The sequence below is a fragment of the Bradyrhizobium sp. ma5 genome (assembly GCF_042258955.1).
Classification (GTDB): Bacteria; Pseudomonadota; Alphaproteobacteria; order Rhizobiales; family Xanthobacteraceae; genus Bradyrhizobium.
In genome coordinates, this window is sequence record NZ_CP170156.1 from 2593349 (window position 1) to 2618863 (window position 25515).

Here is a 25515-nt window from a genome sequence, read left to right on the forward strand (position 1 = left end):
GATTGAAGGGATCAGGCCGGCGCTCCGGCCAGGCGGCCGACCCGCGATAGCAACAGCTTCAGGATCGGGGATTTGTTGGCCTTGTGATAGGCGAGCACGAGATCGAGCGTCGGCGGCTCTCCCTGCACCGGGCGGGTGGTGATGCTGTCGGGCAGATAGCGCGCCGTGTAGGCCGGCAGCAGCATCACACCATGCGTCGAGGTGATCATCGATATCGCGTGCACGACGTTGTGCACCTCGTGCTCCGGCCTTGGATCGATGCCGGCGCGGTTGAAATAGTCGAGCACGACCCGGCGCACCGCCGGCGCGGATTTGGACGGCAGATAGAAGGTCTCTTCTGCGATGTCTTCCGGTGCGACGGCTGACTGCGCCGCCAGCCGATGGCTGCTCGGAAACACGAACACCAGCGGGTCGGTGCGCAAGCGCTTGTACGCCAGATCCTCCATGTTCTCGTCCGCGCGCATGAAGGCCGCATCGAGCTTGCGCCGCATCAGGGCTTTGGCGAGCAGAGGCGAGTATTCGCTCGACAGGCGGATGTCGATGCCGGGAAACTCCTCGCGCAACAGGCGGCTCACCTCGGGCAGCAGATCGATTTCGGCGCCCGACAGGAAGCCGAGCGAGAAGACAGGCTTCGGCGGCTGGGCTGCGCGCAGCGCCGCTTCCTTGGCGGCTTCGGCCTGCAGTAGCGCCATGCGGGCATGGTCGAGGAATGCCTTGCCGGCGGCGGTCAGCTCGATGCCCTGCGCGCCGCGATTCAAAAGTTGCACGCCGACCTCCTCCTCGAGATCGCGGATCTGCCGGCTGAGCGAAGGCTGTGAGGTGTGGAGCTTCTGCTCGGCGGCGACCGTCAGGCTGCCGGCATCGGCCACGGCAACGAAATAGCGCAGATGCCGAAGCTCCATCGCAGTCTCCCGATCACGGCCTGCCCATCGCGTTGCCATCTCTCGCAGGCATGTCTCGCAAGCATGGGGCCAGCTTACAAAGTCTTTTTCAAGCCGGCCAGCGCCCTCTATAGCGAAGCGTATTCCCAATGCGGGCCCTGCCTCACAGGCAGAGGAGCCGCGCGAAGCCAGGCCGGAGCTTGCGCATGCGGATGAGCCTCAGAGCATTGCTGTTGCCGCTGCTGGTGCTGACAGCGCCCGGCGGCGCCGCCGCGCAATCACTGGGCAATCAAACGAGGGCAAGCGCCATGGAACAGGACGTCGCAACGATCAAGCAGGCACTCGCCGGAAACTGGGAAAGCATCGCGCTCGAGATCCGGCCGAGCAAGAATCCGGATGGCTCGATCAAGCCGTTCTATCTCAAGCGCGCTTTCACCTATCAGTCCTCCGACCGGTTCGAGCTCGTGGTGGTCAACTCGGCCGATCCATACGGCAAGGTGCCGCTGGCGCGGATCAGGATCGTCGGACACATGCAGTGGCAGGGCGCGCATCCGATCGCACCGGGGGCGCAGAAGGTCGACTTCGTCGCCGACGAGGCCTACGAGGTCACGCCGCTGGCGCAGGGCTTTGTCGATGTGCTCAACAAGGTCGCTGCTGCCGGCTACGCGCCGTGGGCGGTTGATGCGCCGCAGAGCATCTTCGGCAAGTCGTTCCTTCCGTTCGGTCTCAAGGAAGGGACGAACTTCATGGAATACGACCTGGTCTATCTTAGGGGCGACCTGCTGTTCTGGGGCGCCCGCAATGTCGACGGCCGCGGTTTCGACATCGAGCAAAACAGGCCGACCAATCTGCAGATCCCGTTGGTCCGCAAGTAACCTGATCAAGTAGCCCTGATAGCGTCAAGGGAGCGAAGCCATGAACGCGTCGAACCAGGATCGCCGCGTCCAGTTCGTGCTGGATGCGTTCGATACCCTGTTCAACAAGCGCGATTACGCCGCTGCCGAGCGGCTCTGGTCGCCGCGCTACATCCAGCACAGCGCGCATATTGCGCCCGGCCGGGACGGGCTGTTCGATCTCGTCAAGGGCTTGCCCGCGACGCTGCGCTATGAGAACCATGTCGGCGCGGCGAGCGGCGATTTCGTCATTCTGCATGGCCGGTTCAGCGGTCATGGTCTGCCGGCGGCATGGGTCGTCGCCGACATCGTGCGCATCGAGGGTGACGTGCTCGCCGAGCATTGGGACGTCATCCAGGACGAGGCGACGCGCGGACAGTCGCGCAGCGGACTGCCGATGTTCGGCGATCGCTTTCCCGGCTGAGCCGGCCCAGCGAGCGCGTGCGGCGGCTGGGGAGACCGGACATGCAACTCGCGAAGAACGTGATCGACGTCGGCCTATCCACCAATAATCTCGAACCGATGCTGCGGTTCTGGCAGCAGGATGCCGCCGTTCGCTTCGACCACGTGTTGCCGATCCGGCGCGGGCAGAAGCAATACCGGCACGACGCACATGGTTCGGTGATCAAGCTCAACCATCATGTCGAGCCGCTGCCGGATGCGGCACCGAGCGGCTATCGCGAACTGATCGTTGCGCGCGACGGCGTTGCAGCGCCGCAGCACATGGCCGATCCCGACGGCAACAGCGTTTACCTGGTGCCGCCCGGACATGACGGCATCACCCAGATTGCCGTTGCCATGGCCGTGCGCGATCTCGCCGCGCACCGCAGGTTCTACGGCGACATTCTCGGCTTCGCCGAGCAATCCTGGTCGGGCGGTCCGGCGTTTCGCCTCGGCGACAGCCTGATCCTGCTCAGGGAAGATCGGGCCGCGACCGTCGATCCGGTTCGGGGCGCGCGGGGCTGGCGCTACATTACGCTGCAGGTCGCCGATATCGACGCCGTGCATGCGGAGCTGCGCGCCAAGGGCGTGCGCGAGGGCCTCGCGCCGGTGACGCTCGGCGAGGTCGCGCGGATTTCCATGATCCTCGATCCAGACGGCAACTGGATCGAACTGTCCCGCCGCGCATCGATCGTCGGCAGCCTGTCCGATCACTAGAGCGTTTTCGCGCGAAGTGGAGGCCGGTTCGCGAGAAGACCGGCGGGCTGCCGACGCACCTAATGCCGCGTTATGCCCCGATTGAGGCTGACCTGAAACAGCGGCCCCTCGTTCGTGCGGACCTCGAACACCAGCAGACTGTGTTTGTCCAACGGCGGGTTGTCTTTCGCCATGCTGAGTAATGACTGCATCGCTTCGTGGGCGGCAGTCTCCTCGTCGCGCAGCTCGATACCCTGCCTGTCGGCATAGAGCTCCTCGCCGTTGCGGATGTCGAGATAATAGCGGGTTGCCAATTGCGGCTCCCTCTTTGCGATGGGAGCTGCCCAGGCTCTCCAGTGTCGGCGCGCTGAATTCACCCGGCAGCGCCGCACTCTGCGTCAGGAGGTCCGAATTTGCTATTCAACAATGATATCGATTCACGGAACCGCTCACGCACTCGCTCGGGTGAACCGCTCTCGTCTCCCGGCTACGATCTCAAACGCTTGAACCGCGAGAGATAAATCCCGGAACTACCAATTGCGCCTTGCATAGCTGAGATAAGTGTATACTTGTGTCGGATCGACTGGCCTTGGGCCTTGTAGATCGGTCCGTGCGGACCCTTTTCCAAAGACATCGTCGGATGAAGGTGAGAACGCGTGCTTGCAGCACTGCGGCTGAGCGTTCGTCATGTTGTTGATCGGCTGCCGTTTCACGGATGTACTGGAATGGCAGTGCGGCCCGCTCTGTCACCGATAGAGCGGGCTTTCGTATTTGTCCGTTCAATGTACCGAGAGCGTTTTCGAGCGAAGTGGGTACCGGTTCGCGTGAAGAAAACGCGTCAAACGAGAAGCTAGAGCTTCGGTTCTGATTCAATCAGAACTGAAAGGGCTCAGCGCCGCGAGAGGTGATCCATTGCAGGTTCTTGTCAGGGACAACAATATCGACCAGGCGCTGCGCGTTCTGAAGAAGAGGCTGCAGCGTGAGGGCGTCTTCAGGGAGATGAAGCGCCGCCGATCGTTCGAAAAGCCTTCGGAAAAACGGATTCGAGAGAAGGCGGAGGCCGTGCGGCGAGCGCGCAAGCTTGCCCGCAAGCAGGCGATCCGCGAGGGATTGATTGCGGCTCCGCCGAGGAAGCCCAAAGTATTGACGCCGAAATTCTCTGCACCCGGGCAATCGCCACCGCGAACAAGCGGCTCGCCGGAGCGTTAGTCCGTACCGCAATCCGGTTGGAGGGAGCGCGCAAGATGAAGCAGCGACCTTATCGAGGCAACGGATGCCTCCAGGAACGTCTCTCCGATGAAGTCTGCCGTCGGCGAGACCAGGATCGGCATGTTCGATCGAGGGACGAAAAGCGACGGCAGCGTGCGCAGAATCGGGCCGGCGCGGCCATCAGCGCAATGACCGATCATTCGGCCAGCAGGATCGATCAGTCTGCCCGCAAGCGTGATTTGCTGGACGGTCCCAGGGAGTTTCGCTCGTCTCGCTGGGATCGTTGATCGGCATCCGGCTTCCCTGCGCCCTCCGCTCAAGAGAGGCGGAACGAGAGCTCGGATTAAATCGGGTCACTCGAACGCGAAAGTATGCTCCACCGGCAGCGCAAGGTGCTGACTTTCGCCAGGACGACAACGATGAGTTCCGCCTGTGCCCCGGGCGAGATTGCGAGGCCTACCCCGCCAGCACTGCGTCCGCGCCGGTCACCGCCTCGGCGCTCTCCGTCACGGTCTTTTCCAGCGATGGCGCCTGCACCGAGATGTTCTCGGCGAAGAAGCGCGCCAATGCGACGTAGCGCTGCGGCTCGGCTTCGCCGTTGGCCTTCGCGGCCAGCGCCTCGCCGGCAAGCATGCAGCCGCCGAGCGTGGCGCCGAACAGCCGCAAATAGGGCGTCGCGCCGGCCAGCGCCTCGTTCGGCGCGGAGGCCAGCCGCTCGAGCAGCCATTTGCTCGTGCGCTCCAGCGCGGCATGGGCGTCGCGGAGCTTGGCGCCGGTGGTGCCGAATGCCGGATCGTTGGAGGTCTCGACCTGCTTGATGGTGGCGGCGAGCTCGTCGAGCAGCGCCCACACCGAAGCGCCGCCATTGGCGCCGAGCTTGCGGGTGACGAGGTCGATCGACTGGATGCCGTTGGTGCCTTCATAGATCGAGGTGATGCGGGCATCGCGGTAATGCTGCGCGGCGCCGGTCTCCTCGATGAAGCCCATGCCGCCATGGACCTGCACGCCGAGATAGGCGACCTCGTTGCCGATGTCGGTGGAGAACGCCTTGGCGATCGGGGTCAGCAATGCGCCGCGTGCTGCGGCGTCGGCACGGACCTTGGCGTCCTTGGCGCGCACCGAGACGTCGAGCGCGACCGCGGTGGCGTAGCAGATCGTGCGCGCCGCTGCCGTCATGCTGCGCATCTGCATCAGCATGCGCTTGACGTCGGGATGCACGATGATCGGATCCATCCCGTCGCCCTTGTGCCCCAGCGCTTTTCCTTGGCGGCGTTCCTGCGCATAGGCCAGCGCCTGCTGATAGGCGCGGTCGGCAATGCCGACGCCTTCGAGGCCGACGCCGAGGCGGGCCTGGTTCATCATCGTGAACATGCAGCGCATGCCCGCGTTTTCCTCGCCGATCAGAAAGCCGATCGCGCCGCCCTTGTCGCCCATGGTCATGGTGCAGGTCGGCGAAGCGTGCATGCCGAGCTTGTGCTCGACGCCGCTCGCATGGATGTCGTTGCGCTCGCCGAGCGAGCCGTCGGCATTGACCATGAATTTCGGAACCAGGAACAGCGAGATTCCCTTGGTGCCGGCGGGCGCATCGGGCAATCGTGCGAGCACGAAGTGCACGATGTTGTCGGTCATGTCGTGCTCGCCATAGGTGATGAAGATCTTGGTGCCCTTGATGCGGTAGGTGCCGTCACCCGCGCGTTCGGCGCGGGTGCGCAGCGCGCCGACGTCGGAGCCGGCGTTCGGCTCGGTGAGCTGCATGGTGCCGGTCCATTCGCCGGTGACGAGCTTCTCGAGATAGATTTTCTTCAACTCCTCGCTGCCATGCGCATCGAGCGCCTCGATCGCGGACAGCGTCAGCAAGGGGCAGAGGCCGAAGGCGACGTTCGATGCGCTCCAGATCTCGGTGCAGGCGGCGTTGATCGCGAGCGGCAGGCCCTGGCCGCCGAACGCTTCCGGCCCGGACACCGCGTTCCATCCCGCTGCGGTCCAGCGCTGATAGGCGTCGGGCCAGCCGGGTGCGGTCGTCACCTTGCCGTTGTCGAGCTTGATGCCGTGCTCGTCGCCGACCTTGTTCAGTGGCGCCAGCACATCGGAGGCGAACTTGCCGGCTTCTTCCAGCACCGCAGCGGTGATGTCGGCATCGAAATCGCCGTAGTGGCCGGCCGCCACGGCGGCAGCGAGCCCCGCACCATGGTTGAGCGACAGCAGCATATCGTTGATCGGCGCACGGTAGGTCATGGCGTTACTCCCGACGAGGCGTTTGGAAATTGTCTTCCCATGAAACAAGCGGCCTCTCAACTGTCCGAGCGGACATCGCCCGGTCCGTTTCGGCCACCGCAGCGTCGCCCTTATAATAAGGGTGCCGGTATCAACCTGCGGCTTTCGTGCCTTTTCGCACGCCGCCCTGTTGAAAAGGCCGGACTCACCCTATAGACCGGCGTGGCCTTCGATCGGCGCGTTGGGGCGTAGCCAAGCGGTAAGGCAGCGGATTTTGATTCCGCCATTCGGAGGTTCGATCCCTCCCGCCCCAGCCATTCGCGCGACATCAGTTAAGTATCTGAAAAATCACATGTATAGGCCAGAATTGGTCGGCTTCCGCAGGTTGGCGTCAGTCTTCGCCATGTCGACGGGCGTCCGGGGCGAAAGCCTTGGAAGTGGTTCGCCCGCCGCTGCAAGTTCCCGTTTTGGCGAGCGATCCCGGGGAGGCCGATTCGATCGCGCCTGCCAGCCGAGACAGTCTTCTTCGTTGACTGTCTTCGGCACGGAGAGTGAGGCGCGGCCAGCCGGCGCGCGATCGGGCTGCCGTGGCTACCGCTCCGGGGTCAGCGGCGCGGCGTACGAACACCGGATCTCAGGCATTCGCGGCGTTGTCGCGAATAACCTCGAACGGCAAGGAGGGGACGTCGTATTCGGTGATGTCCAGCTTCCAGATGCGGTGGTCATCCGTGCCGCCGGCCGGCGCAAATCCGAGCTTCTTGTACAGGTCGCGCACCAACCCGTTCTTGGCGGTGGGCAGGTAGCTTCCCTCCAGCGTGTCGACGCCATTCAAACGGCAATGGCGGACGAGCTCGGCAATGATGGCTTCCTCAACCCGTCGCCCGAGGACCCGGCAGCTCATCAACCAGGTGTCGATGTCGTAGGTCGTGTCCTTCTTTCGCGCGATCACGACGCCGATGACCCCGTTGTCACCAAAGCGGTCGCGAAGCCTGATCTGGAAGGTCAGGCAATCGGGCGAACGCGACATGATCTCGACTTCGGAATGCGTGTAGCGCCGCGTCGTCAGATTGAACTGATTGGTCTTGTTGATGAGTTGCGCGATCCGCCCCAGATTGACGGCATCGAACGCGTGGAATTCGATCGTCATGCCGAGCGACGCCAGGAATTCTTCCATGTCGCGGGACTTCGCCGACAGCTCCGCGCGCTGGGCATTTGCCTGATAGAGGTCGCCGCGCTGACGATCCTCTTCGGAAAACGTCACGGCTTCGAAATAGCCCGCGTTCAGGAGCGTGCGCGCATAGAGCGAAGGATCGGTGGGCAGCTCGGGCACCGCCACCATCGGCAGCGCCTTTCGGACCTGGCTCCGCTCGGCGGGGTTGTCGTCGAGCAGCACCATGGAATCCAGCCCGATGTTCAGCGTCTTGGCAATGGCTTCGATGTTGGTGGCCTTGTCGCTCCAGTTGGCCTGAAAGACCGCAATATGCTCCAGCTTCAGCGACATCTCGGGATGCTCCCGGAACGGCTGTCGCGCGACTTCATCCGTATTCTTCGAGGATACCGCCAGGATGACGCCGCGATCGCGCAGCTGAAGCGCCGTTCGCTGGATTTCGGTGAAGGCCTCGCCGACCCCGTCGCCCTGACCGAGAACGATCCCTTCCAGTCCGTCGTCGCCGATCGTGCCGCCCCAGAGCGTGTTGTCGAGATCGAGCACGAGGCATTTGCGGGCGTTGCCGCGGATGGCGCCGAGCAGCCGTCCGACATATTCAACGTAGACCGGCACCATCGTCTGCGCGAATGGCAGCTTGTAGAGATTCCATTGAACGGGATTGTGCCAGTTCTGGGTGCCGATCGATTCCGCCAGGGCGGCGACGTCGAGGATGTAGTCACCGCGCTTCGCGGCGAGCTCGCGAAGCCCGTCGTTGAAATCCTGGATCTGGCGGCGCATCGACATGGATACTTGCGCGTCCATGCTTCCAAACAGTGGTTGCGGAGGGCAGGCAACGGTCTGGAAAATCACCGGCACACCGGCGCCGCGCTCGAGACCTTCGCGTATCATGCCCACGTAGTCGAGGGCGGACTGGTTCGACGCGCCGCTGCCGCCGTTGTCGAGGGGCAAGCCGTGGAAATCGAGCGCCAGCAGAACGGCGTCGGGCTTGCAGGAGTTGATCGCGGAGGATGGATCGAGCGCTTCCTGCGCAACCTGATCGTAGTCAGCCTGGGTGACGCGGAGCAGCACGCCATGCCGCGCTGCACCTGCGGCAAGCGCAGGGGTGAACAGGCACGTTGTACCGTTGCCGAGCAATCCAAGATGAAATTCGCGAAGCGGCGAAATCGCCTTCTTCTTGGTTCGTGCGCGTTCGATGCTCTTCGAAAGGCGCGTGAGCTGGTCCGTGTTGAGGTTCTTGGCGGCAAGTGCGGCGATCTCGGCGCCGTTCGGCTCATCGGTTGCGTCAAGCGCGCTGCATAGCGCCTTGAAGTCCGCCGGCGGCGCCTCTAACCAGGGCAGTTCTTGAATCTGAAACGTCATGGCGTCGACCCCAGGATGGAATCATTCATCTAGAAGTTTGGATCCGGCGGTGCCGCTGGCGATCAATTTCTCACCCGCGTACACCCGAAACTTCAGGCTGACGGTATGAGTGGATTGCGACACATGAGTGAGCTCGCCGTTAAAGGTCGCTTCCTCGTCGATGTAGAGCGGCTTGTTGAAGTCGATCCGCCAGCTCGTCGCCAGCCCGAGGTCGCCCGGCAAGTGCATTCCGACGAGATACGAAAGTCTGGCGACTGTGAGCGCGCCGTACACCACGGGCCCTGCGAATCCGCGGCTTCGTGCGAATTCGGAATCGATATGAATGCGGCTCGAATCTCCCGACAGCTTTCGGAAGGTATCCATCTCGCTCTGACCGATCCGGAACGGAAGCGAGACGGTCATGCCTTCCTTAAGCTCGTTCCACAGCAGCACTCGTGGCTGTTCGCTCAACGCGCAGCTCTTTGACGAATGACGTTGACGAACTCGCCGACGTTCTTCAGGGCAGCAACCTCGCCAGTCGAGAACTGGATCTTGAACTCCACCTCGACAGCGACGACCAGCCGAATATTGCTGAGGCTGTCCCACGCCGGCACTTCTGCCGCAGTCATTTCCGGATGCGGCGTCAGCGTGTCGTCGTCGAAGACGTCCCGGAAAATCGGCGTGAGGCGGGAATAGATTTCCTCGTCAGTCATCACAATCATCCCATGATTTGGGTGAGACGGCGGCGTCGAAATTGCCGAGCAAGCCCCGTAAAATACGCCTTTTCGGCGCGAGAACTAGCAGATGGCTCCGCCATTCACAAGGCTCCCTCATCGTCTTCCGATCATGGCGTCCAGGCGCGGGCCCAGTTCCGCGCTCAGTTGGGCGTAGCCGGCCTTATCGAGATGGACGTGATCGACGAATTCGGACGCTGGAAGGGTAGCGAGCGGCCCGACGTAAACGCGCTCCGGAGGCTGCGGTGAGATGATTTGCACGAGTTGAGCCTGCAACTCGGCAAACTTTTGCTTCGGAAGCAGGTCGGGCAATACTTTGGGATTCTCCGTCGCGTAGAAGATCAGCGTGGGCTGCTTTGCCTCCGACACGCGGCGCAGGATCCGATCCAGGGCTTGTCGTTGCGGGTTGTCCGGGGCCAGATCGATCTTCTCGTACCGCGCTCGTGCCCGCATCAGCAGCACGACATCGCCAAGGTCATCGCTCGTGGCCCCGGTCGAGCCTTGCAGCCATTTGTCCGCGGCATCTCGCAGGCCCACCAGGAAGTTGAAGGGACTGCCGTCGAACCACAGGGCTTGGAGATAATCGCGAGACCGGTACAGAAACCACCAGTTGGCGAGTGCGTCGTGGCTCCATCGCGTGATTCCGCCATCCTTGCCGGTGGAATAGGTACCGTTGGCATCCACGGAGAGGGTGTCCAACCAGAGACGGGTTCTGGTTTCACCTTCCCGATCGAAATCCCGGGAGAAAGACCGCAGGCTCAGATCGAACACGATGGCATCCGGCTTCGAGGGCAGCACTATGCGCACAAGGTTCTCAAGATCGGTCGGAAGCGTTCCGTTCATGCCGAAGTTGGCGACGAGTATTTTTTGACCGGGATGCTTTTCGGCAAGCCAATTCTGCAACTGGTTCGACAAGGTATGCGCCTGCCAGGCAGCATCGCCCTTGTCCCGCATGGCGCGGCCGAAGATCAAGGAGTCGCCCAGGACGGCAACCTTCAGTCCGTCGAACTTTCGAAACTCTTCGAGCTTGGCGTAAAGAGCTGTCGGTGACTGGACGTCGATCGTTGCCCGAAAGATGCCGCTGGCTGGAGCGGCCACTCGCAGGACAACATCCAGGCAGGCCAGTATCGCGATCAGCGCGACAACCGTCACTCCCAACCGGGAGAGGACGTCGCGGCCCCGGGATCCCTTTGTTTTTGGAGTCTCGGCCATCAGCGTTCAGAAATTCTGGTAAACGAACAGGGCTTGGCCGGTGTTCGACAGCAGCACGATGATGGCAATCTTCGCGGCCAGCCACACGATCTTGAGAATGTCGTCGCGTCCCAATGTCATGGATACAGCCCCAGCATCTTGCCGTAGATCGCGCCCCACTCCGAGTAGGACTTGAGCCAAAGGATCAGCGTTGTCGAAACGAATGCGTAGACGAGAAAGCGGCGGAGATAGATCGAAGGCCCGGTGGCGACCGGCCCCTTCTTGACGCCGACATATTTGCGGACGAGCTGGCTCGCAACCAGGGCTCCGCCGTGCACCGTGCCGAAGGCCAGAAAGCCCCACGTTACCCCATGCCAAAGGGCGATCAGGATCATCGAGAGGAAGTACACGGCCGATATCAGGGCAAACTGAATGCTGCGTGGCGCCTTCTTGATGACAATGAAGTTGAGCGGCGTGAAGACGTAGTCTCTCACCAGCGTGCTGAGCGAGATATGCCACCGATTCCAGAACTCCTGGATCGTCGTTGAATCGAACGGCCGATTGAAGTTTTCAATCAACCGGAAGCCCATCAGCGAGGCTGTGCCGATCACGATGTCGCAGTAGCCGCTAAAATCGAGATAGATCAGGCCGAGCTGAGCCAGGGCCCCCACCCACAACATCGGCCCCGACATTTGCGTGGCATTGTCGAATGAAAAGATGCCGAACGCCGATAGATTGTCGGCGATGACGAACTTCTTGATCATCCCGTTGGCGATGCGATGAAGGGCAGGGATGACTGCCTTGGAATCGAAGACAGGAGAGGCCAGCTGCTGCTCGAAGCTCCGATAACGTTCGATCGGGCCGGCCAGCAATGCGGGAAAGAACAGGACGTAGGTGCAGAATCGAAGGAAGCTCGGCCTTTCGATGAATTCCACTTCCATCAGGTAGCTCACGCAACGGAACACCATGTAGGAAATGCCGATGATGTGGACCGGCATGTAATGGAACGGGTTGGCCCCTCCCAACAGTCGGGGGTCTCGCGCGAGAAACAGGAAGATCCAGAGCAACGCTACGACGAGCAGCTGCGCTTCCATGGTAAAGCGCGCGCCGCGTTGTTTGCGAAACAGGCCGATCCCGTATGAAACGGCAAGGAAGGCCGCCAGGACGATGATCGACGCCGGATCGAAGCCGAAGCTGACGAAGAATGCGAAGCTCAGCAGCAGCAGGGCGACACTGCACGCCATCTGCAGATTGACGGAGCAGCAGATGATAATGGCGGCCGCCGATATGTACAGAAACTCGAAGCTGTTCAGGGAAGGCCCGCTAACGACGGCGGCCGCTGATTGGAAAAGCATGGCATCCCTTCTCGACGCAACGAGTCCCTAGCGGGGCCGCCGTCCAACAGCCACGCAGTTGATCGTCAGGCGGTCCTTCAGGCACCGCTCGAGGCGATAGCCCGTCATCGGGAACAGCTCGCTCTTCTCGATCTCGAAGCCCGCCGACGTCATGAGGTCGATCATCTCCTGCGGCTTGTCGATGAGGTAGAGATGATCGGGAGCAGGGCTGTTGGCAGGCATGTTCACGAGAATCCGTCCGCCGGGCTTCAGATAGCGGATCAGGGATCGCAGTGCCTTGAGCGGGTCCTCGAGATGCTCGAGCAGCTCGCTCACGACGATGCTGTCGAAGGTGTCGCGTTGATCGGGTGCGTCGAACATGTCCTGGCGGACCAACTCGATTTCATCGCTGACGCCGATCACTTCCAGCGTGCGCCGCGTGGCCGCGATGGCGCCTTCGCTGACGTCCCACCCCACGATCGAGCCGGATCGGGGATCTGTTGCCGTCAGGTAGAGAAGCGCGCCATGACCGGGCCCGACCTCGAGATGACGATACCCTTCCGGGAGCATCGGCAGGTACTGGCTGCGATAGAAGGTCAGCGCGCAGGCGTGGTTGTGCCAGAACACGCCCGACAGCAGCAGCCCGTTCATGTATTTTTCCATGACGTCGGGCTTCGAATAGACGTCGCGAACGGCCTCACTGAATTTGGAGCGCTCATAGCGTCCGTTGCGCCGGAAGAACAATTCGGCTTCCAGGATCATGTTCTGGCAGAAGTACCGGTAGTCGTGGCAAATCTTGTCGATGGTCGCGAAGTGATGGAGCGCAATCTTGGTGACGAGTTGCGACGATGCTTCGGTGTCGCGCATGACCTCGAGCGACCTGTTGCCGAGACTGGTCGCCAAGGTCGCCTCGTGCTGGGGCCACGCGGCGATCTGTCGCTCGACCAGCGCTGAAAGGTAGGGGTACGCAGCAATATCGATCTCTCCGATTCTCGACCGCCGCACGATGTCCGTGGAACCAGTCACTTGACCACCCTTTGGTTGAAAATACCGCCCTTCTGACATAGCCGGGCTTGTCCATGCAAGGCCGTGAACTGGGATAATTCTCCGCGACGGCAGAACAGCGCGAAGCCGTCAGCCAATTGATAGCTTGACGGAGACGGAAAGCTCAGCCAGATAGCCCCAAAGTCAAGGGCCGGAACATGAAAAGCCGCTTGCCAAGCGCATTTGGTCTGCTGCGCCAGGCCGTTCTCCTGGGGACATTGTCGTTGGCAGGAATTTCCTCTGCCTTCGCTGCCGCCGCGCCACTTGTGGTAGAGCAAGGGCATCGGGTGGCGGCTGCCAAAGACACCTACCTCATTCTCGTGTTGGATTTGAAGCCGAACCTCGCCGATCTGCAAAAATCGGGCGCGCAGGCTTCGGATCTCATCAGGGCCACGGCCGCCCGCTACGCCAAGGATTACCTCGCGCAACCCGAGTTCAGCTCGAGCCCGAAAGTCGTGGTCTATTTGATTTCGGTCGAAAGCATGGATGAGTACAACCGCGCCAAATTCGACGGCATGAAGCGGTTTGGCACCATTGCCTTCGAGAAAAAGGGCGACGAGGTCGTGCTAACCGAAGATAAGCTCTCTTTTAGCCCATAGTGCTTCAGCTCTTTACCTTGTGAGATCGCCTGCTCAACATGACGAGTTCGAAACTTAGAAGGACGGTTGCTGGTGTCATCCTGGTCGTCGCAATATGCGGCGGCATAGCGGCAACGGTCGAGAAGACGCGCCGATACATCAATCAGCGGATTGATCGCATGTTGGCTGAACGCACTCTGCCCAAGCCGGAAATTCCTCCTCCGCCGCCGCCTCCACCTGCTCCAACGCCATCGGCCTTCGACAAGAAGGCGGAGATTGAGCTTCACCAGTTGTCGGCGCGCGTCGCGACGCTGGAGTCGTTGCTGGCGGGCGCCGGAGGCACGCTCGTCGACCAGGCGCCGGATGCGAGTGAGTATCGCGGGCGCGGCGCACCGGTTTTTGCGATGCTTGATGCCGTGGGGCCCTATCGCAAGAACGGGCTCTTCGAGATTTACGGCGGCAACTTTCGCGAAAGGCGCTCTGGCCCAATCAGCGTCACCGAAGCGGATTTCGAGATCACCCATGGACAGGCGTGGCTGATCTGGTCACCCGACTTCACTCCGGCAAGGGATGCCACCCATTTACAGATCAAGTTCGCGGCCCCTCCGACGACAGGTAAGCTGACAGTCGGATTTATTCTCAATGACGGACAATCTCTCGCTTGGGCACTGGATCTGCCCGCCAAGAGCCCGGAGCCGGCAGGTCTGCTTCCGCCGGTTGTTCCCGACGACATCGTCACGCGTGCCAACAACGCGCAGGTGGTCGGAGACATAAAGCTTGCCGGGAGCCAGGTGACCGTCCCGCTACCTCCCAACGTCCTCCTGAACCTGAGAAACGGTCAGACGAAAGCGATCTCGCAATGGTTCGTGAAGGTCGATGGTGCGGCCGGAACGACCATGCGTTTTCAGACGCTCGCTCTCGTCCGGCCGGCTCCGCCGCCAACCAGCAACGGCGTCGCCCTGGCGGGCAAGGTGGTCGGAGGCGCTATTGCGCCGAACACGTCGATCGAATTGCTGGAGGAATCCGGCGCCACGAGAAAGGCCGTGCTCGCGGCGGACGGTAGCTTCGCGTTCACCGCGGTAGATCCGACGAAGCCGGTATCCCTTCGCCTAAGACGCGAAGAGTTCGAGCATTCCGCAACAATCGGTCGATGGTTCGTTCCGTCGTATGATCGCGATGATCTCGTCATCGACGTGCGTCCGATCTACGTCAACGAGGACGGCCATGCCCCTGATTCAGCCCGCGCGAAATTCATAGGCGCCCGCAAGCCGTCTCCGTACGCCGCGTTCTACGAACCGCATAGCCGCCAATACTGGCCAGGCGCCGGCACGGTCCAGGAGTACGATTCGACCACATTCGTGAACAACCAGGGTTACGTCGACCGGGACCGCTTTTTCGACAATCCCGATAACTGCATCCGCCTTGCCAGTACGGGTGGCAGCGACATGGTCGCCCTTCAGGTCCGCCCCTTCGAAAAGATCAATATTCTTCTCGAGGAAAGTCTGGGCATAGCTATGCATAGATGCGTCGAGGTTATCTCCGCCGCAACCGACAATGGCGACATCGGTACGAACTATCCAAGAATTCGGGACTACACTTCGAAGTTCGGAGTTCAGGGCACTTTGGTATCGATGCTTGCGGGACTGGTCTCGCAGGTCAGTCCAACGATGCTGCGCGACGGATTGGGATTCGATCCGGAGAACAGCGCGCTTCCGAATTTCTTCCACGATGCAAGTGGTGCATTGACCTTCCGGACCGCTTCACCGGTTTTCTCGGTATTCACCGTCAAGGCGACGCTGCCGGAATATGTCAAAGGAATTCCATTCGGCACGGCGCTGACAGTGCCTTTCGACGTCATGCCGCAACCCGGCAAGGAGGCATTCCAATACTGGACCGACATTGTCTCCTATATCGAGAAGCACCACCCTGGTCAGAATTTTATATTTCATACCGGGATCGATCAGGCGCAGTGCCGGAACAATTGTGAGATCACGCTGACCTTGGCCGACGGCACCAAAGTTGCCGCGGGCGCAAAGGGCTTTGTCAGAAATGTAACAGAGTACTGCGCCAAGAACGGATACACCTGCGTAAACCCCAACTTCTCCGAGAAATACGGCGAAGTGCCAAGGCTGCTAACGTTTCAATACGACGGACATTACTCGAAACTCGGACATCAATGGCTTGCCCAGGAGCTGACGGCGCCATTGGCCAAAATCCTTTCCGATACGTCGAGATGAAAAAGCCGGGCGCCTATTTGATTGTCCTGCGCCTGATTGCAGCGCTCGGATGCTGCGCGCTCGGCCCGGCACCAGCGGTTGCCGACGGCGGGAAACCGGATGCTCCGGTTCGCGTGTTGCCGTACCCGTTCTCGCATATCGTCAGCTTCGCCGCAGACACCGACGCGCTTCGTCCCTGGCACGGCGCTGCCATTCACCGCTTCTTCAATGAAGAACTCGGTTTGACGATATCGGATTCGCTCTGGCCGCAAGGTAGCGAGGGAATCTCGGCGTTTTTTGTTGGTCCGGGACAGTTGAATCGATCCGCCTCGGGCATTGGCACCGAACCCAGCTTTGCCCTGCTTCTGCGCGAATGGCATCGCGGAAACATCGACCATTTTCACAGCTGGCAGGAGGACGGTCCATTCCCTTTTAGAGCGGAGATCCAGCCACCGCTTTCCCTGTCGGCGGCACGATCGAGCCTGAATATGGCAGCATTTTCTGCCGGTCTGCCCCCTCAGCCAAGCCGCAACGTGAGATTCTACTTCTCCGCGGCTCCGCCCGCCGACCTTTCAATCATGCTGCACGATAGTAAAGGCGGATCGACCATCTTTGGTCCGGGAGATATCGCTCGCGGACAAGACATTCAATTTGAAGTCGGATCGCTCGGCTGGATCGTCGAGGTGATCGTCCCGCTGCAGTCCAACAGCGTAACCCGACCTGTCGATCCGATGTCGATCGACCGGATTGAGTTTATCGCGCCTTCCTGCGCGACCGGGTGTTTCGCTTCTCTCACCCGAGTGGAACGCGATCACTTCAGCCGGCACACGGTTCTGTCCGAAATCCCCTGGCTGGAAGCATGGAATATTCGACCCGCGATACTGACGTCCCATGGCGGCAACACGCTTGTTCAGGACTTCGGCGTTCCAGGACAGGTTTCGAAGTTTGTTGCGTTTGACAACCCCGCCCTCGTCGATACGCATGCCGCGCTTGCAGACGAGAAGCAGAGCCATGCCTACCATTCCGACCTTTTGAGAAAGCTTGGTGTGCTCGCGGTCTGGTCCTATTTTCCTGCCGATGGGAAGGACATATTCGCGGTTCCTGACGGACCTGAAGTCCAGCACGGGCTCCTGCCGCTCTCATCGACCTACCAGCAGCTCTACAATTTGCCTCGTGCGCTGCCGCCACCACTCGACACCGACAGCGAAGACAAGTTTGAAGCGTCGGCGCGAACCTTGCTCGCGGATATTCCCGAGGACGAAAGGAAGGAGCTCTATTGCGGACCGAGCTGTAACGTGTCCCAAGGTAACGCCCTCGCAATGCTGATTGCGTCTCACCTACAGTCGATCAACCGCGGCAGGAAAGTGAAGGGCCTGATTTACACCCATTTCGGCTCCGAGAGCGGAACTGCGGTCTTTGTAGCCTCGCCGGAGGAGCCGGTGACGCCGGCCGTTCGGAAATGGATGCGACGGTTTGCGAACTACGTCTATGACTTCGACGGCTCGATCGATATCGGCCGACGCATCTGGTCACCTCCGGCGAACACGTGGGTTCGGTACCAGGTGATGCATTCCAACATCGCCTCCCATCTCGCAATCGACAAATCCGCGATCTCGATCACGCCATGGACAGATCCGGTCACGCAAACAACCTGGCCCGATATGCGCGCCGGTACGCGCGACCTTCACGGCCTCACGGTGTATGTTCCGGATGTCGAACATGCGTCGGTGAGGATCGGCGACAAGGAGACGCAATCATTTACCCGCAACCCGCCGGATGAAACCGGCAGGACGTCGATCACATTGGTCGACGATCAGGTGCCGACTCCGATGATCGGCCGGGTATCCTTGAATGACCGCGCAAGTGTCGAAGTCATATCAGGACATTTCACCGACGCATCGGCAGCCAATTCCTACGTCAGTCTTGCAACCGACAAGTTCGGCGACGCAGGCGTCGTGATCAAACCCTGGAGGCTCGACCTCTGGAACACGAGCCACCTACAGCTTGCTGTTCGCAAGCGCTGTTCAAGCAACGATGGCGAGAGCTGCCTTGGATCTCGTTTCAAGATCGAACTGCTGATGCAGGACGGCGGCACGGTTTCCATTCTGGAAGATCAGGCGCCGGATCGGCGTGTGCCGTCCAGCACGTGGTCTGTTCCGCGTTTGAAGAAGCTCGACGAGTGGGTGTCGCATACGCTCGATATGACGCAGTTGGCCTGGTCCAAATTCATCGACGAGGGCGCCGACTGGCGTCGGCCCGGCCTCCCGCTTGGAAGGGTCAAGGAGGTGAGGGTATCGTTGATGAACGCGCCTGCCGGCACGACGCTCGATGTGCAAAATTTCAGGGCTCTGCGGCCGTCCGGGAACGGTCAAGCTTCGGACGGATCCAAGTTGGTCGCGGGCCGCGTCACGCTCGACGGCCGGATGCCCGCGCCGGGAGTGCAAGTTCGAGCGGCGGCAGAGTCCGGACGCGTCACCTCGACCGCGACCGATCAGGACGGGTACTATTTTTTCCCCGGCCAGCCGAGCGGGCAGATCGTGAGCATCCGCGCCCAACTGGGCGCACGGCAGTGCTTCCCAAGACAGGGGCGCCGCATCGAGATCGGCAAGGACGAGGCCGAGCTCGACATTGAATTGGGGTGGAGTCTGCAATTCTCGAGCAGGTCATCTCCGTCTCCAGCCAATACCGCCGCCGATCCACAAGCTTGCGAGGCGATGCCTGGGCTTTTGGCGCAAGAGCGGTAGTTGCCCAATATCGCTTGAGCGAGCAGCCCTCCGCTGTGTTGACCTGCGAAATATTTTTGCAGGTTAGGGTCACATGAATCGTCGCAGTTTATCGAGCGCTCTCGCGTTGCGCGACGTGGCGTCGGCGCATCGCGTGTACCGCAAACGCAAGTTCTGCCGGATCGCCCGGCGCGAACGCCCGGTGCTGCGCACATTCAGGCATCGCATTGCGGACGAGACAATCACACCGGGAGACGCCACAAAACTGCAGTGGCGCGAGCGCCGATGTGGCTCATACCCCTAAGACAATTCGAGCCGGCGCGATGCGCAGCTGGCTTGCGGTGATTTTTCGGGTGGGTGAATTCTCGGATGCCCGGGTGGCGCGATCTGATGTGAAAGCTGGATTACAATAAGGATGGCGGTGCGGAGCGAGACATTCGCCGATGCCGCAATTGATCTTGAACCCGCGGCTATCCAACGCGATTGCGAGGCTGTAATGAGGGCGCTGGCCGCGTGCGTCGGGGGGCGCCGGCGGCCCGCGATCGACCGGAGATGCTTGTCTCGGGGCGATCGAGCTTGCGCAATAGCGATGGATTTGACGTGGTGAAGACCAAGAAGGCCCGCGCGGCTGCTGGCGCGAAGAAGAACAGCAAGGGATCGACGCGTTCCGGGATCTCATCTTCCTCGCCACTCGGCATGCTGGCGCTGCATCTTCTCGAGCAATGGAAGAAGTCCGGGCGCGACGGCATCGTCTTTCTTGCGGAGAGCGAGAACCGGGCGGAGCGGCTGGGCAGCGTGCTGCATTCGCTCGATCCTTCGCTCGAGGTGCTGGTGTTCCCGCGGCTGAATACCTTGCCGTTCGACGGGCTGGAGCCGTCGCGCGAGATCGCCGGCCGGCGGAGTTCGGTGTTGCGGCGTCTTGCGAAGAGCAGGAAGCCGGTCTTCCTGGTGTCGACGGCCGAGGCGATCATGGAACGGCTGCCGCTGCCCGCGAGTTGGAGCCGCCTCAGCATCAGCCTGAAAGTCGATGCGCGCTATTCCGAGCAGGATCTCAAGGATCGTCTGGAAGCGCTGGGATACGATCTCGACGAAGAGGCGGATTATCCCGGAAGCGTGCTGTTCCACGGAATGACGTTCGAAGTGTTTCCTGCCGGTTCCCTTGGGCCGTACAGGATCGAGCATTCCGGTGGCGTGATCCGCAGGATCGCTGGCGTCGATCCCAACGAGCACGACGTCGTCTTCGATACCCAGGAATTGCTCATCGATCCGATGTCGGAACGGATCGCGTTGGGAGGCAGGCGGGCCCAGCGGGCGGCGCTGCCGGATTATTGTCAGCGCGCGCGCTGGATCGCGGACGCGGGAGTTTCAGGTCACGCCGATAGCTGGCTGAGCACGATCAAGGAGGCGGCCGGCCGCAGAGAGGCGGACCGCGAGTATTTTGTGCCCGCCGACTGGAAGCGGCTGAACAAATCCATGAGTGCGCTGCCTCGCAAGGCGGCGTTCATCCCGACGCCTGATTTCTCGAAGGTCGCCTCGTCGCGAAAAGCGCTCCGCGCATTTGTCGCCGACACGCAGCGCGCCGGATCGCGGCTGCTGTTTGTTGCGGCGGTGGAGGACGACCTGCGCGCGATCGAGCGCATGAGCGGGATCAAGGCGGAGCGCGTCACCGACTGGAGCGAGGCGGCGAAGGGGCGGGGCGGCGAAGCGGCGCTGCTGGCTGACTTCGACACCGGCTTCATCGGTGCGGGCCGCAAGCCGCTTGTGGTCGTCACGGCGACCGACGTGCTCGGCAGCCGGGCGCATCATCCGCAGCCGATGGCCAGAGCCTCGAGTGCGGCCTTCGATCATCCCGACGTGCCGGAGCGCGGCGCGGTCGTCGTTCATCTGCCACGCGGGTTGGCCGTGCTCGATGGTTTGCAGACCTACGACATGGGGAAGGGATCATCGCGCGAGATGATCCGCCTGGCATTTGCCGGGGATGACGCCGTGCTCGTTCCGCCCGCCGACCTTGCGCTGATCTGGCCGTATGCGGCGGAGCGCGGCAGGCTGACATTGGACAAGGCGGACGGCAGCACGTGGTGGGCGCGGCGGACCAGGGCGGAGCAGGAAATTCAACTTGCCGCCAAGGCGCTTGCCAAGCACATCGCGCAACGCCGCCGACGGCGCGCTCCCAGGCTGGTCGCGCCCGGACCCGCATACGAGCGGTTCGTCGCGCGCTTTCCGTATTTCACGACCGTCGACCAGGCGAAGGCAATCCGGGACGTGCTGGATGATCTTGCCTCGGGTCATCCGATGGACCGGGTCGTCTGCGGCGACGTCGGGTTTGGCAAGACCGAGGTTGCCTTGCGCGCGGCGGCGGCTGTTGCCCTGTCAGGCAAGCAGGTTGCCGTCGTCGTGCCGACGACCGTTCTGGCGAGACAGCACGTCGTGACGTTCCGCAAGCGGTTTGCCCCGCTCGGCATCGAAGTCGGAAGCCTGTCGCGCGCGACGTCGGCTGCGGAGATGAAGCAGACCAAGGAAGCCCTGCGAAGCGGAAAGATGAAGATCGTGGTCGGCACGCAGGCGATCGCAGCGAAGGACGTGAAATTCGCCAAGCTGAGCCTGGTCGTTGTCGACGAAGAGCAGCACTTCGGGGCGGCGGAGAAGGCGAAGCTTTCCGGCCTGGCCAAGAGCGTCCATACGCTCTGGATGAGTGCCACGCCGATCCCGCGCACCCTTGCGGCAGGTCTTGCCGGATTCAGGGACCTGAGCGTGATCGCATCCCCGCCGGTGCATCGGCTTCCGGTCGTGACCAAGATCGCGCCGCTTTCGGACGCCGCTATTGCGGCTGCACTGCTGCGCGAGCAGCGACGTCACGGGCAAAGCTTCCTGATCTGCCCGCGCATCCAGGATCTCGATACGCTGTTGGCGCGCGTGCAGGCCGTGGCGCCGGAGCTGCGCATCGTTTGCCTGCACGGCAAGCTGCCGGCCGACGAGCTTGACGACCGGATGATGAGCTTCGTCGAAGGCGAGGCCGACGTGTTGCTTGCGACCAACATCGTGGAAAGCGGTCTCGACATTCCCCGGGCGAACACCATCGTGGTCTGTTGGCCGGAGAAGTTTGGTCTGGCGCAGCTCCACCAACTCAGAGGGCGGGTGGGACGCGGTGGCACGCGCGCCTTCGCGTACATGCTGACGGAATCGAATTCGGAGCAATCGGGCAAGCGTTTGGCCGTGCTGGAGGAGTTCAGCAGGCCGGGCGCCGGTTTCGCGATCAGCGAGCGCGATCTGGACCTCAGAGGCGCCGGAGATCTGCTTTCCGAGCGGCAATCCGGCCACGTACAGGTGTTCGGGCCGGTGCTCTATAGCCACCTTCTGAAGCAGGCGTCGGAGAAGACCAACGACCGGGCCGCGGATCTATGGGTGCCCGATCTTAACCTTCCACTCGCGGATCTGCTGCCCAGGAGTTATGTGCAATCGGAATCCATGCGCCTTGAAATCTATGGCCGCGTCGCGAGGTGCCGGAGCGAAGACGATCTGGAAGATCTGGAGGAAGAGACCTCTCGCCGCTTCGGCAAGCTGCCGTCGGCCGCCCGGGATTTCTTCGCAGCGGCAAGGCTCAGGATTGATTGCAAGCGGCGGGGTATCGTGAGGCTCGACGTCGGGCCGGAGGCCGTCGCAGCGACGTTTCTGCCGGGGAGGCTGCCTAAATCAAGAGCACGATCGCTCCAACGCGACGGCGATCGCGTCTTCTATTCAGGCAAGACAAACGAACCGCCGTTCGAGCGGGTCGATGATCTGCTCGACATCTTGGACGAGTGAGTACGACGTTACTCTTGGCCAAGCCTTCGTCGTTGGCGTTCCCCGATGCGAACGATCACGCCGCCGCTTCGCAGCGCTTGCTGACTCTCTTCAGCGACGAGTCTCGTGACTGGATCGGACTGCATCGCGTCTTGTCAGCGCATCGCGCGTGCAGTGGAGATATTTCATCGCGCGGTGGCCACGGAGAACAAATCAACTGATCCCGCACGCTGACATCGCGGTGACATGTAGCGCCGGTAGTGCACATGTGAGGCGGTCCGTCCGCCGTCTTCCAGCCTGCACCGAGCAATCGGAACGCCCCCTTCCAGGCGCGAGTCGACGGTATTTGAGGCGGGCTATGTCATTCAGATACCGGGGTTTTCGGGCCGAAAAATTGTGCACCGAGCCGGAATCAGCGGCGCCGGAACGGGCTCCGATTTTCGCTTTCTCCATGGGAAGACGCGTTTTGCACACCGTTCCGCCCGATGTTGCCCGAACTTGTGCCCGCTAGCGGTATCTCAAATATTCTTTTTGTATTTCAATGACTTGCTGATATGCCGCAGTTCAAATACCCGTGATATTTGTGCAACATTTGCCCGAAAACAGCCGTAACTTACCTCAACGCGAGCGGTCTTTTGTTGCGTGATCGGGGGCCTTCTGTCTCTTATGGAACTGCGACGGAGGGGGGCATCCCAAGGTCGTCCCGTTTTAGGTGGTTCGCTTAAGTCCCTCGCGTTCATGCGGGTGTGTCCGAAGGCGCGAAGCGACTGAGCGGGGATTTAAGGGACAAAGGGAACCAACCTAGGGTGTTTACCCGGCGGATCCGGAACCTTCCCTGAGATAGAGCAACTTGGAGGTTTAACATGAAGATGGTTAAGAGCCTTATCCTCGGCTCGGCGGCGGCTCTCGTCGCGGTCGGCGGAGCTCAGGCGGCCGATCTTCCCGTCAAGGCCAAAGCGGTCGAGTACGTGAAGGTTTGCTCCCTGTATGGTCCCGGTTTCTACTACATCCCGGGCACCGATACCTGTATCAAGCTGGGCGGCTACCTGCGTGTGGACGTTTTGGCGAACACCAACTCGGACAACACGGGCAACACCTCGGGCGCTGGCGCGGCGAACAACCGCTTCACCAACGGCTACACCTGGCGCTCTCGTGAAGACCTGAACATCGATACGCGCACCGCGACCGAGTACGGCGTCGTCCGTACCTTCTTCGATGCGACGTTCTCGTGGACGACCGACACCTACGCCGGCCAAGGCAACGGCGCGACCGTTTACTCGCCGATCGGCACTGCTTCGGCTCCGAACAACGCCAACTCCGGCGGCGTTGCAGGCGGTACGGTTGGCGTCTACTACGCCTTCATCCAGTTCGCCGGCTTCACCATGGGTAAGGCGGTCTCGCAGTTCTCGGCTCCGTGGGCCAACTATCCGGGCAACAACTTCGACGGTCTCGTCGGCGGCGGCGGTACGATCACTGGTGTGAACCAGTTCACCTACACCGCTCAGTTCGGCAACGGCGTGTCGCTGTCTCTGTCGGCTCAGGATCAGACGGCCTACTATCAGGCTGGTGTGGCCAATCTTGGCGCCCTCAGCCCGATTGGTGCTGCTATCGGCGCTACCGGTCCTTTCGGCGCGAGCGATTACGCTGGCACGATCGCACCGGACTTCGTCGCGATGCTGCGCGTCGACCAGGCTTGGGGTCTGTTCCAGGCGTCGTTCGCGGCGCATGACAACCACGCGGCCTACTACGGCGGCACTGAGTTGACCGGCCATCCGGACGACAGATGGGGTTGGGCAGGTCAGTTGGCCTTGTCGATCAAGAACCTCCCGACCGGACCTGGCGACACCATCAACTTGCAAGGCGTCTATACGGACGGTGCGACGCGCTACAACATCCAGGACCTTGCCGGTTCGGCCGGTGGGAACACCATTTATGGTGGCACCAATCTGCCTGGCGCCTATCAGAGCGTAGGGTTCGGCATTGCGCCTGACTCGGTGTTCGCGACCGGAACGCAGCAGCAGCTGGTTCAGACCTGGGGCTTCCGCGGTGCATACGTGCACAACTGGAACCCCTACTGGAACACGTCGATCTACGGTGCTTATGCTGCTGTCATGTATAACGACACGGCCAAGGTGCTCATCTGCGGTGTTGGCGGCGTGGGTGGTTCGCTCCGGAGCGCACTTGCTCCCGCGGGCAGTGGAGCTGCTATAACGACCTGCAACCCCGACTACAACATTGCGCAGATCGGCACGCAGACCCAGTGGACCCCGGTCAAGAACCTGACCTTCACGGCAGACCTGACCTACACCCACCTGGATCAGAAGGCCGAAGGTACAGTCGTGGCGCCCAGCACTCCCATTGGCAAGCCCACAGCTTTGTACGAGCTGAAGGACCAGAATACGCTTCTCCTGATGCTCCGCGCTCAGCGCAACTGGTAATTCCGGTTGACCTGATTGCAAGCTAACAGAGCCCCCGGTGGAAACGCCGGGGGTTTTGCTTTGCCCGGTGGTGACTGCTCGCTAGCCATTTTTCTTTCGCGCCACGTCATAATTGGGTCATTGACGCAGACCCATCCACGGCGGACGTTTGTCCTGCCATGACGGTAGCCCAACGAATAGTTCGTATAATCCGCGAGCAGCCAGGTCTCACAGAGCGCCAACTTGCTGAGCGCATCTTCGGGGAGGGAGCCTCCATACAGCGCGTCAATCCAACGTGCAGAAAGCTAGTGGCGATGGGTTGGCTGGAACGACATGGCCGAGGATGGGCGGCAGACCCGTTCACCTATCATCCTGCGAAACCTAACCTCTGAGCCGAGAGAGTTCAGCTGATCCGTTTATCTCGACGAAGGGCTATGAAAAAGGGATCGCAAGGATTCGAAAATGCTCATAGGGAGCGTCTATAAGGCGAGTTACAAATTGATCTAACGCTCGTTAAACGAGCGCCCCAGCATAACGAAATTCTGTGACATTGAAGCTTGTTCTCCCCGGAATTCCATAAGCCGATAAAGAACTTTCAAGCCCATAGTTGTTCTGCTGGCGTGTGTCAGAGACAACAAAAAGCCCTGTCCTCCAGCCA

19 protein-coding genes and 1 tRNA gene are annotated in these 25515 nt (G+C 61.4%); 11 read left to right on the forward strand and 9 right to left on the reverse strand.

The window, feature by feature from the left end; genetic code table 11:
• Positions 1 to 11 precede the first annotated feature (11 nt).
• Positions 12 to 902, reverse strand: coding sequence for a LysR substrate-binding domain-containing protein (locus ACE103_RS11995; protein ID WP_375779583.1), 891 nt, complete (start codon positions 900 to 902; stop codon positions 12 to 14).
• Positions 903 to 1087: 185 nt separating this feature from the next.
• Here ACE103_RS11995 and ACE103_RS12000 point away from each other — a divergent pair, with 185 nt between their 5' ends.
• From ACE103_RS12000 to ACE103_RS12010, 3 genes are read left to right on the forward strand one after another with little or no spacing between them, the layout of a single operon-like run.
• Entirely contained in the window at positions 1088 to 1756 is a 669-nt protein-coding gene (locus ACE103_RS12000; protein WP_375779584.1) for a hypothetical protein, read from the forward strand.
• A gap of 40 nt (positions 1757 to 1796) precedes the next feature.
• Positions 1797 to 2198, forward strand: a complete 402-nt coding sequence (locus tag ACE103_RS12005; protein ID WP_375779585.1) for a nuclear transport factor 2 family protein — start codon at positions 1797 to 1799, stop codon at positions 2196 to 2198.
• Between the two features lie 41 nt (positions 2199 to 2239).
• Complete coding sequence (locus ACE103_RS12010; RefSeq protein WP_375779586.1) at positions 2240 to 2932, forward strand: VOC family protein; 693 nt, start codon at positions 2240 to 2242, stop codon at positions 2930 to 2932.
• 59 nt (positions 2933 to 2991) lie between these two features.
• Here ACE103_RS12010 and ACE103_RS12015 read toward each other — a convergent pair whose 3' ends face one another.
• A complete protein-coding gene (locus ACE103_RS12015) occupies positions 2992 to 3225 on the reverse strand; it encodes a DUF6894 family protein (protein WP_375779587.1) in 234 nt (77 codons plus the stop codon).
• A gap of 598 nt (positions 3226 to 3823) precedes the next feature.
• Between ACE103_RS12015 and rpsU the strand changes: the two genes are divergently transcribed.
• The gene (rpsU, locus tag ACE103_RS12020) at positions 3824 to 4120 is read left to right on the forward strand and encodes a 30S ribosomal protein S21 (protein WP_223969835.1); all 297 of its coding nucleotides are present in this window, start codon (positions 3824 to 3826) and stop codon (positions 4118 to 4120) included.
• Between the two features lie 456 nt (positions 4121 to 4576).
• On the opposite strand, the gene ACE103_RS12025 is transcribed toward rpsU, so the two are convergent.
• A complete protein-coding gene (locus ACE103_RS12025) occupies positions 4577 to 6355 on the reverse strand; it encodes an acyl-CoA dehydrogenase (RefSeq protein WP_375779588.1) in 1779 nt (592 codons plus the stop codon).
• A gap of 221 nt (positions 6356 to 6576) precedes the next feature.
• On the opposite strand from ACE103_RS12025, the gene ACE103_RS12030 reads away from it, so the two are divergent.
• Positions 6577 to 6651 (forward strand) — tRNA-Gln (locus ACE103_RS12030).
• A gap of 317 nt (positions 6652 to 6968) precedes the next feature.
• On the opposite strand, the gene ACE103_RS12035 is transcribed toward ACE103_RS12030, so the two are convergent.
• From ACE103_RS12035 to ACE103_RS12055, 5 genes are all read right to left on the reverse strand, one after another.
• Positions 6969 to 8861, reverse strand: coding sequence for an HAD-IIIC family phosphatase (locus ACE103_RS12035; RefSeq protein WP_375779589.1), 1893 nt, complete (start codon positions 8859 to 8861; stop codon positions 6969 to 6971).
• 21 nt (positions 8862 to 8882) lie between these two features.
• Positions 8883 to 9311: a MaoC/PaaZ C-terminal domain-containing protein gene (locus ACE103_RS12040; protein WP_375779590.1), complete on the reverse strand. Its 429-nt coding sequence runs from the start codon at positions 9309 to 9311 to the stop codon at positions 8883 to 8885.
• Positions 9308 to 9553, reverse strand: coding sequence for an acyl carrier protein (locus ACE103_RS12045; RefSeq protein WP_157345131.1), 246 nt, complete (start codon positions 9551 to 9553; stop codon positions 9308 to 9310). The genes ACE103_RS12040 and ACE103_RS12045 overlap by 4 nt, the downstream gene beginning before the upstream one ends.
• Positions 9554 to 9670: 117 nt before the next feature.
• On the reverse strand, positions 9671 to 10786 hold the full coding sequence (locus ACE103_RS12050) for a hypothetical protein (protein ID WP_375779591.1): 1116 nt from the start codon (positions 10784 to 10786) through the stop codon (positions 9671 to 9673).
• A 116-nt stretch (positions 10787 to 10902) separates the two neighbouring features.
• Entirely contained in the window at positions 10903 to 11859 is a 957-nt protein-coding gene (locus tag ACE103_RS12055; RefSeq protein WP_375779592.1) for an MBOAT family O-acyltransferase, read from the reverse strand.
• A 73-nt stretch (positions 11860 to 11932) separates the two neighbouring features.
• On the opposite strand from ACE103_RS12055, the gene ACE103_RS12060 reads away from it, so the two are divergent.
• On the forward strand, positions 11933 to 12151 hold the full coding sequence (locus tag ACE103_RS12060; protein ID WP_375779593.1) for a hypothetical protein: 219 nt from the start codon (positions 11933 to 11935) through the stop codon (positions 12149 to 12151).
• Here the strand turns inward: ACE103_RS12060 and ACE103_RS12065 are convergent.
• Positions 12148 to 13125, reverse strand: a complete 978-nt coding sequence (locus tag ACE103_RS12065; protein ID WP_375779594.1) for a class I SAM-dependent methyltransferase — start codon at positions 13123 to 13125, stop codon at positions 12148 to 12150. The genes ACE103_RS12060 and ACE103_RS12065 overlap by 4 nt on opposite strands.
• A gap of 176 nt (positions 13126 to 13301) precedes the next feature.
• Between ACE103_RS12065 and ACE103_RS12070 the strand changes: the two genes are divergently transcribed.
• From ACE103_RS12070 to ACE103_RS12090, 5 genes are all read left to right on the forward strand, one after another.
• Complete coding sequence (locus ACE103_RS12070; RefSeq protein WP_375779595.1) at positions 13302 to 13742, forward strand: hypothetical protein; 441 nt, start codon at positions 13302 to 13304, stop codon at positions 13740 to 13742.
• Positions 13743 to 13780: 38 nt separating this feature from the next.
• Positions 13781 to 15958 carry a hypothetical protein gene (locus ACE103_RS12075; RefSeq protein WP_375779596.1) on the forward strand — a complete coding sequence of 726 codons (2178 nt, stop codon included), beginning with the start codon at positions 13781 to 13783 and terminating at the stop codon, positions 15956 to 15958.
• Positions 15955 to 18681, forward strand: a complete 2727-nt coding sequence (locus ACE103_RS12080; RefSeq protein WP_375779597.1) for a carboxypeptidase-like regulatory domain-containing protein — start codon at positions 15955 to 15957, stop codon at positions 18679 to 18681. Before ACE103_RS12075 ends, ACE103_RS12080 begins: the two co-directional genes overlap by 4 nt.
• A 675-nt stretch (positions 18682 to 19356) precedes the next feature.
• Complete coding sequence (locus ACE103_RS12085; protein WP_375781094.1) at positions 19357 to 22461, forward strand: DEAD/DEAH box helicase; 3105 nt, start codon at positions 19357 to 19359, stop codon at positions 22459 to 22461.
• Positions 22462 to 23303: 842 nt separating this feature from the next.
• On the forward strand, positions 23304 to 24878 hold the full coding sequence (locus ACE103_RS12090) for a porin (RefSeq protein WP_375779598.1): 1575 nt from the start codon (positions 23304 to 23306) through the stop codon (positions 24876 to 24878).
• The last annotated feature ends 637 nt before the right edge of the window (positions 24879 to 25515 follow it).